The sequence below is a fragment of the Armatimonadota bacterium genome, assembly GCA_039679645.1.
Taxonomy (GTDB): Bacteria; Armatimonadota; UBA5829; order UBA5829; family UBA5829; genus UBA5829.
Map to the genome: position 1 here is coordinate 50,402 of JBDKUO010000059.1, position 6,260 is coordinate 56,661.

Below are 6,260 nucleotides of genomic sequence, written 5' to 3' on the forward strand. Positions count from 1 at the left end.
GCGTAGGCGTGTTGTTTGATCTGGGAGTGTCATCCCGGCAGTTTTTTGGGCTCGGGAGGTTTATGTTCACAGCTCAGACGGTACGCTATTGCAGATAAGAAGCGCATGTGTATGCAAATTTGGGAAGTATTGCATAGTTGCCAGGATATATTTACTGATCGGAGCTAGCTGGTTATGAAATGCATTAAAGCCCAGGACCTGTTTTCGGCTTATATGGAAAATACTATAGACCCCCCGCTGCGGGTGGTTTTTGAACAGCATCTTGCACAGTGCCCTGAGTGCAAAACTGATTATGAGAAATTCCATGCATCTGTTATGATGTTGGAAGAGCTTCCCGAGTTGGACGTACCACAGGGCTTTCACGCGGCTGTGATGGCACGTGTAGAACATGAAAGAACGCACGTTCCATCGCCGGTGAGGTGGTGGAGACTCGATTGGCAGAAAGTGTTCACCATTCGAGTGCCTGTCCGCGCGGCAGCCATGGGCTTTGCTGCTCTGCTCTTGATGGTGATGGTCTTCAGACTTACACCCGCCACCACGGTCGTGGCCGACTGGCTGGGTGTGCCGAGAGTCGTTAATCATACTGTTGGCAGCGGAAGTGAAGGGCCAAAGGTAAGTCAAGCAAAACCAGACAATGATGTGGATCATTCAGGCATATCAATAAGTGTCGAGCCTGATAATTATGGCACATATGAACTTAGTCTTATCGCGAAGCAGAAGCGACCGGTATATTTCTGCATATATACGATGCCGGACATTGTTTCGGCTGATAGTGATGCTGTTAAGACATGGCAGACGGGATATGTCAGGCAGGACGAGAGCTCTACTACACGTATAGATGTAGATAAATCGGTAGGCACTCGGGTTTTGAAAGTGGCCTGGAGCTATAATCGCCGCGACTACAATAAATATGTGTTTTTGCCTTCACAATTTGATCCGAATGCTTCTGCAAAAAGCCTGCAGCTCTCGATTGACAAGATGAGTATTTACGACGCTTTGAAACTGATATCAAACAGTTACGGCGTGGTGATCATGGCGACGGGCGATTTGCATAAAAAGATCAGCTACGCCGGTGTAAACGCAGGAGCGCCGGAAGATGCGCTTTATAGAAGTGTTATTCAGGCTAAGATGACTTGGCAGGCGGTGGACTCTTCAATCTACATGGTAGAACCTGGAAATTGAGAAAACCGAACAATTAGTCGCAGGAAAGGCACGGACAAACGTCCGTGCCTTTTTGTTAAAATAATCAATACCAAATACTCAATACTAAATCTCTACACCAACACTTCGTCGTCAGAGGAGCGCAGGCTTATTTCACCGGCCTCATCGAGCTGGCGAGCAATGCTTGCAATTCTAAGCTGAGCTGCCTCTACATCCCGCAGCTTGATCGGCCCGCTGGCTTCCAGGTCTTCTTTCAAGGTTTCAACGGCGCGGCTCGACATATTGCGGAAAAATACTTCTCTCGCATCGTTGCCGGACCCCTTCAGTGCAAGACGGAGATCCTCTTGAGGAACGTCGCGCAAGATCACCTGAATAGAGCGATCGTCCAGGGAAAGAATATCTTCGAAGACAAACATACTTTCTTTTATCTCGTTTGCTATCTCCTCATTAACTTCAGTAAGATAGTCAAGGATCTTCTTTTCAGTGCTTCGGTCCACATTGTTAAGTATCTGGACGACCGACTTATTTCCACCGACCTCGGAAAAATTGGCGCTATCGGTCATAGCCAAGCGCTGCAACAGATTATCGGCTACATTTTTTACAGTCTCAGGATCAGTCGGCTGCATAACAGTCAATCGAAGCGCTACCTCGCCTCGAACCTCCTCCGGCAGAGCAGAAATCACCTGCGCAGCTTGTTCCGGAGGAAGGTGACCTATCACCAGCGCTGCAATCTGAGGCCGCTCATTAGTCAAACATTGAGCCAACTGCCGTGTGGGAGCAGTCCGCAGCCAGCGCAGAGCATTTCCCCCATCCGAGCCCAATTTACTGAGAACTTCCGTAGCTTTGGCTTCTCCGAGAACCTCTTCGAGCAGCTTGCGCGCATATTCAGTTCCACCGATTATGTCTGCTTTTTGCAAATCTTTGCGACACTCATCGATGATCTGCTCGCTGGTGTTTTGATCCAGACGATTGATCATAACGATCTCACTAGTGAGCCGTTCTATTTCGTCCGGGGTGAGCTGCTCCATTATCGTTGAGGACAACTCGGTGCCGAGCGCCACCATCAGTATAGACGCTTTCCTGACGCCTGAATAATTTTTGGTATGCTTTTGAGATTGTGCTTCAGCTTCCGGCATATAATTATCCTAATGTCGCATATTCCAACTACATGAATAATCGGAATACAAAGGGCGCAAGTTTAGCCCGCGCAAATACCTGATTCTAAAAAGATGCGTTTATGCCGACAGAAGGACTCGGAACACATGATGTCGAAATAGCTTATGTGTGGAATATGCGGTATGAGCCGCGAAGCAAGGAGACACTCTGTGACGGTTGCCGACAAGGCCGCTGGAATAAACAGGCCTTTTCGCAGAAACCTATTATCTGGACTATTCGGGCTTGCGGCTGCGTGCGCATTCGTTGCCATAGTGTTGAGCTGCCGGGATAGTCTTAACCCATTACTCCTGGTGCTAACTATCTATGTCTTCCCTCTTCCCGGGGCTATCGGCATAGCGACAGGCTTGGTCGCGCCTCGCAAAGCAATCGTTTGGGCCCCATTCTGGTCGTGCATCATTACGGCTCTTGCAATGGCGCTTCTCTCAGGTCAAATAAGCGACATCGGAGTCGAGCTTTCGACCTGGAAAATAGCATTTATGGCGCTTGGGATCATTTTGGCAGGACTCGGAGGACTTGTGGGAGAACAAGCCAGTAAGCGCAGGTTTGTAGTGCAAACAGCCGTTTTGATGGCGCTTATCTGCCTGGTCATGGCTCTTGGCATACGCTGGTCGTCTGCTCAGCACGAGCTTTTTTCTGAAAAAACCGGACTTCCGCAAATCGTTGCGATTCTCAATAGAGACTACATCGAAGCACCGCTCAATCTGAGCTGGACTTTCCAGCATGACATCAAAATGGACGAGTATGTCCTCAAAACGCGATTGCACGGCAAGATGCTTCGTGTAATGGCTAGCACTAAAGAAACAAAAATACTCGGGGTTGTATATGAGCTGGATGGCAGTGGGCAGAACATCAAGGACTGCGATGAAGCAAGAGCTTACCTAAAGCAGTGTGGTTTTAGAGACAAACTATTAGCCAGTCTCTCTAAACAAAATGGAGCAAGGGACCTCTGGTACGCAAGCCTTGAAAACACACGACTCACACTCTCAAACACAGGCGATGTCAAACTGGAAGCGTTCCAGGAGCCTGTAGACCGACTCCCGAAATGACATTAATCAACTTTCTTTAAGACCTCGGAGGAAATTTGTATGAATAACCGTATTCCTGTAATTATTCTCGCCGCACTTGTTTTAATGGCAATTGTATACCGCATTGTCAATCCTCCGCTGCCGCCTACTCCGGGGCCAAAAGGCAATATCCCAACCTGGGTCAGTATGAGCAAAGTGGGCGAGATGGGACCATGGCAGGTCAGCCCATCAGGAAAGATGTGGGCGGGCGCGTGGAATGAGACAGGCAAAGACGGCAAGATGCGCTCCGCAATACGAGTCATCAACTTCGAGAAACCAAGCGCAAGTGAATATAATGTTGAGGACAACGCCAGAATAGAAAGCTTGAGCTGGGGCGACAACAAAACTATATATGCCCTGGCAACAAACAGCGACAGCAAAATTATAAGCATAAAGATAAGCGGCGATACTCTCAGCGTCGGCAAATCAGTCAAAACGGACATCACTCGGGCGCCGGTATGGCCCGCCAAATCCGACATGTTTGTTGCGACCAAGAGTAATGTCGCATCAGCATGCTCGGCTGACGGAAAGACAATCGGCAAGGAAGTAACTCTGCCTGTTGACAAGGATACCGAGTATGGCACGGCAGGCGCAATCAGCGCAGGCGGCAGTCTGTTTGTGATATCGACGACAAAGGACAAGACCGGCAGCAGCCAGTCATTCTTCCTCGGCGACACAGCAGATGGGACAGCCAAGCATATATTCGACTCAAAAGAGCTGCCGGGACGAGTGGAAGGAATATGGGTCTCGCCGAAGAGTATCCTGATAATTTGCTCCGAGCGCGACAAGTTCGACAGAGTGGTGTATGACACTGCCTCCGGGAAAGTGCAAACGCTCAAGGTCGAACAGAAGCAGGATATGTCAGTCTGGCCGGAAGCGCCTAAGAAAATGATGTTCGTCTCCTATTCGGCAGGCTATGGGCTTGAACTCGCCGACGGCAGGACAAAAAAACTGTTCGGTTTCGAGAACTTGAAGAGATCGGACGAATCTTGGCGATCAGAGGTCCAGGGCGGACGGCTCTACCCACGCAAAGACGGCAGCTATACCAGTGTGTCATTCGCGGCAGGCGCTATAGATATCAGGACCATCGCAAAAGACGGTTCCAAGGGCGATAATATCCTACCTAGAATGTAATTGGCTTGATAGTTGATATGGTCGGGGGTATTCTTGCCCCCCGACCTTTTTATTACTTTATCTGGAATTATAAAAAACCAGAGGCACTAGCCCGATAGTCGGGCGGCCCGGGGCTATTATTTCAAGTATCCCACGCGTGGTCGCCTCCGTAACCGATTCGGCCGTAATCTCTACATCAATTTCCTGCTTGGGCGGCCAATGGGTAATATAGGTATGGCTCCTAAGTCCGGTGGATGCGCTCCAACCCTCCGGCAAATGCCAGACAAGCTCCATATGACGCGAATCGGGCATTTGATTTATAAGAGTCACTTTCATCGGCAACGGCACGCCTGCCCTAATCTCCGGCACTCCGAGATAGTCCACGATCACCTTTGTGTGCACGAAGTCATACTCCACCGCATACGGCGACTTTTCCCATATATCGCGGGCAACTTGACCCTCATCCAGCTTCAATTCACTGATGCACGAGGTCTCAGATTGGCCGTCAACTATCTCTACCTTTCCTTTATAGGCGTGTATCGAATGCTCGACCTCTGCCATTACCTGTTTCGTCAACTCATCGAGTGTGCCGGGAAAGACACGGTCCGCGCATGAGCCCTTGTCAATAGCTATTGTGACGATCCGGTCGCCGATCGGTTCAGACCACTCCTTTGGAATAGCATTTCTGCCCATTATGATACCCAGGGTCGCGCCCAGGGTCGCGCCGGTGCAGTCCGTATCATCACCGCAGTTGACTGCCGTGCAGATCGACTTGCCGAAGTCCCCTTCGCCATACATCCAGCCGATGATCACGAAGGCCACATTGGCCGGAGCCTGGAACCATCCGAGATCGGCGCTGTCGTCTACTACCGCTTTCCGGGCTTCTTTCCAATCCAAGCCTTTTTTATATGAGTCGAGCACGATATTTATACTCTTTGCAACCCTGCAGTCTTTAGGAATCTTGGAAAGGCCGATCTTTATGAGCTCGTCCCTGTCACCGATTACAAAAGCGGCGCTCTGCACTGCCGCTGTAAAGAGAGCCGCGTATGTGCCCTCGCCGCCGCCATGGTCCACGCATGCATCCTCATATGCATGTCTTATCGCAATATCCGGGCAGCCCGGAGCAAGGCATGCCCATATCTCCGAGCGAATCCATGCGCCGTTTGAGTTTCTCCAAAGCTCGTTGTAGCACTCACCCGAAAGCGGCGGGATCAATCCTGCGCGCATATTGGACTTGCAGATGCCGTATTCGTTCCAGTGAGGAGGAATAAAATTGAGCCAGTATTCGCCCAGGACCTTTGCGCTCACGTCAAGCGGCCTTCTGTCCTGGACGGCTCGCAGCCAGATGAGCTGGAGATCGAGATCGTCATTAGGAAGCGGCTCACCAGAAGCATTTTTATAGCCATGAACATCCTGCATATCGGTGCAGCATTCATACGGCATACCAAGCGTGCCGCCTATGCTCTTGCCGAGCCAGCAGCCATAGATCTTATCACGCAGTTCGTCACGGTTGATCTTTACTGTCGACATATATAACCTCTCATTATTGCTTTGCCAGGGCTAACGCACGAGTTACAAAAACATGAACGCCTGATAGGTGACGATCTCCGAATCGTCACCTTAATGCCGAATCGGGGTCTCCGAACCCCGTAACCTTTGCTGGAATAGCCGGATTCGGAGATCCGGCACTGGTTCTTGGGTAAGGATTCGGAGATCCTTACCCATCATACGAGTGATGTGTTTGAA

5 protein-coding genes are annotated in these 6,260 nt (G+C 50.2%); 3 read left to right on the forward strand and 2 right to left on the reverse strand.

The annotated features are described in order from the left end of the window. The first annotated feature begins 174 nt into the window (after positions 1-174). On the forward strand, positions 175-1,182 hold the full coding sequence (locus ABFD83_12220; protein ID MEN6357835.1) for a zf-HC2 domain-containing protein: 1,008 nt from the start codon (positions 175-177) through the stop codon (positions 1,180-1,182). A 92-nt stretch (positions 1,183-1,274) separates the two neighbouring features. On the opposite strand, the gene fliG is transcribed toward ABFD83_12220, so the two are convergent. Further along, complete coding sequence (fliG, locus tag ABFD83_12225) at positions 1,275-2,297, reverse strand: flagellar motor switch protein FliG (protein MEN6357836.1); 1,023 nt, start codon at positions 2,295-2,297, stop codon at positions 1,275-1,277. A gap of 162 nt (positions 2,298-2,459) precedes the next feature. Between fliG and ABFD83_12230 the strand changes: the two genes are divergently transcribed. Further along, positions 2,460-3,383 carry a hypothetical protein gene (locus tag ABFD83_12230; GenBank protein MEN6357837.1) on the forward strand — a complete coding sequence of 308 codons (924 nt, stop codon included), beginning with the start codon at positions 2,460-2,462 and terminating at the stop codon, positions 3,381-3,383. 39 nt (positions 3,384-3,422) lie between these two features. Continuing rightward, positions 3,423-4,535, forward strand: coding sequence for a hypothetical protein (locus ABFD83_12235; GenBank protein ID MEN6357838.1), 1,113 nt, complete (start codon positions 3,423-3,425; stop codon positions 4,533-4,535). Positions 4,536-4,592: 57 nt separating this feature from the next. On the opposite strand, the gene ABFD83_12240 is transcribed toward ABFD83_12235, so the two are convergent. Further along, the gene (locus tag ABFD83_12240) at positions 4,593-6,044 is read right to left on the reverse strand and encodes an ADP-ribosylglycohydrolase family protein (GenBank protein ID MEN6357839.1); all 1,452 of its coding nucleotides are present in this window, start codon (positions 6,042-6,044) and stop codon (positions 4,593-4,595) included. Positions 6,045-6,260 lie beyond the last annotated feature (216 nt).